Origin of the sequence: Vibrio sp. 10N.222.55.C6 (assembly GCF_041473395.1) — a bacterium.
Classification (GTDB): Bacteria; Pseudomonadota; Gammaproteobacteria; order Enterobacterales; family Vibrionaceae; genus Vibrio; species Vibrio crassostreae_C.
Genome location: NZ_JBFRSD010000339.1, coordinates 1 through 1,459, shown reverse-complemented (window position 1 = coordinate 1,459; position 1,459 = coordinate 1). Strand labels below are relative to the sequence as shown.

Sequence of the window (1,459 nt, the reverse complement as noted above, 5' to 3'; positions counted from 1 at the left end):
GTCTTTAATGATGTCTGTACCATTATCGAGTGCAGAGTCTAACCAGGTGAAAATATTGTCATCGCTATCACCAATAAGCAGATCATTCCCAGAGCCCGCAAATAAAGGCTCGTTACTCGCAGCACTAGTCACGTTATATTGTTGTGGTTCTTCAATATCAACCGTCACCGTTTCGACTGTACTTTCAGCGCCATTTGAATCTACTGCGACATAGTCAAATTGAGGGTCATCGGTTACAGCTTCATTACCTTGTACGTAACGCAACTCCCAATTACCACCGGAAGATGAAAGCTCCATACCAACAATCGGATTACTTGGTGACGAGTAGCTGAACTCGTACAAGATCTGTTGGTTGCCTGTATCGCCTTCATCTTTTTGGTATTGCTCACTAGCTGTTGTCCCGTCAGCAAAGGTATAAATCACTTCAATATGTACACTGCTATTCGTATTGAACTCTCCGCCCAACCCATCTAATCCAAAATGAACAACATCAAGTGGGTTGTTGGTAAAGTCGATGATCAAGGTCTCCTGCATGTTCATACCTTTACCATCAGTATCACCAATCCCATAACCAACATGAGGCTGTTCACCTTGATACTGCTGTAGGGGTTTGTCGTTATTGTCGTCAATCGATAGCGTAATGGTATTTCCGTTAGCTAAGGTAATTAGCCTTTCGGTTGGTGATACCGCGACACCCCAATTATAGAAACCATCAACGAGATCTGGCATATCGTCTGGATCGCCACTGAAGCCCATTTCAAACATCTCTCCGGGCCCGGCAACGAAGCTAATATTGTTTGGAACAAACAACACACCGTTGTCGACGTCAGACTGCACAATTTCTCTCGTGACGCCATTTGCATCGGTATACAAAAGGCTACCGTTGGTTGGCAAACTTTCTATCCGAATATTAAGTGGAATGTCGTCATGGTCATCTTCGATATCTGAGATGTAATCAGGCATACCGCCATCTTCCGAATCGAAGAGGATTGGTATGATCGCATCCTCATCATTGACGACCGTAAAGCTGGTCGCTTCAGGCGCATCGTTGACACCATTGATTGTTATCTCGATAACATGCTCGACACCATCGATGGCGGTTACGACATATCGCTCAATAACCGTGTCATCATCATTCAAGTATTGAACCGCATCGTTATCAACGACATAACTCCATGCCCCCTCAGGAGTAATCGTTAACATCCCCAAAGCAAGTGCATAAGTAGACCCAATAGGGCTAAACACACCATTAGGTTTAAAGGCCGGCATATCGCTGGTATCGACATCAGTAATCGTTAAAGTGCCAGACACCGAGAGTTCGTTGGTATCAGGATTGACATCGACATCTTCCGTCACCTCACCCATGTCAGAGTCACCTTCGCCAACGGTGATCTCAGATGGATCATCAGCACCATTGATGGTGATGGTTACTTCACTGGTGGTCCCATCAATCGCAGTA

At 45.2% G+C, this 1,459-nt stretch carries 1 protein-coding gene; it reads right to left on the bottom strand.

Annotated elements, in window-relative coordinates:
- Positions 1–1,459, bottom strand: a 1,459-nt coding sequence (locus AB4486_RS24010; RefSeq protein WP_372119111.1) for a VCBS domain-containing protein, incomplete at both ends; no start/stop codon positions are given.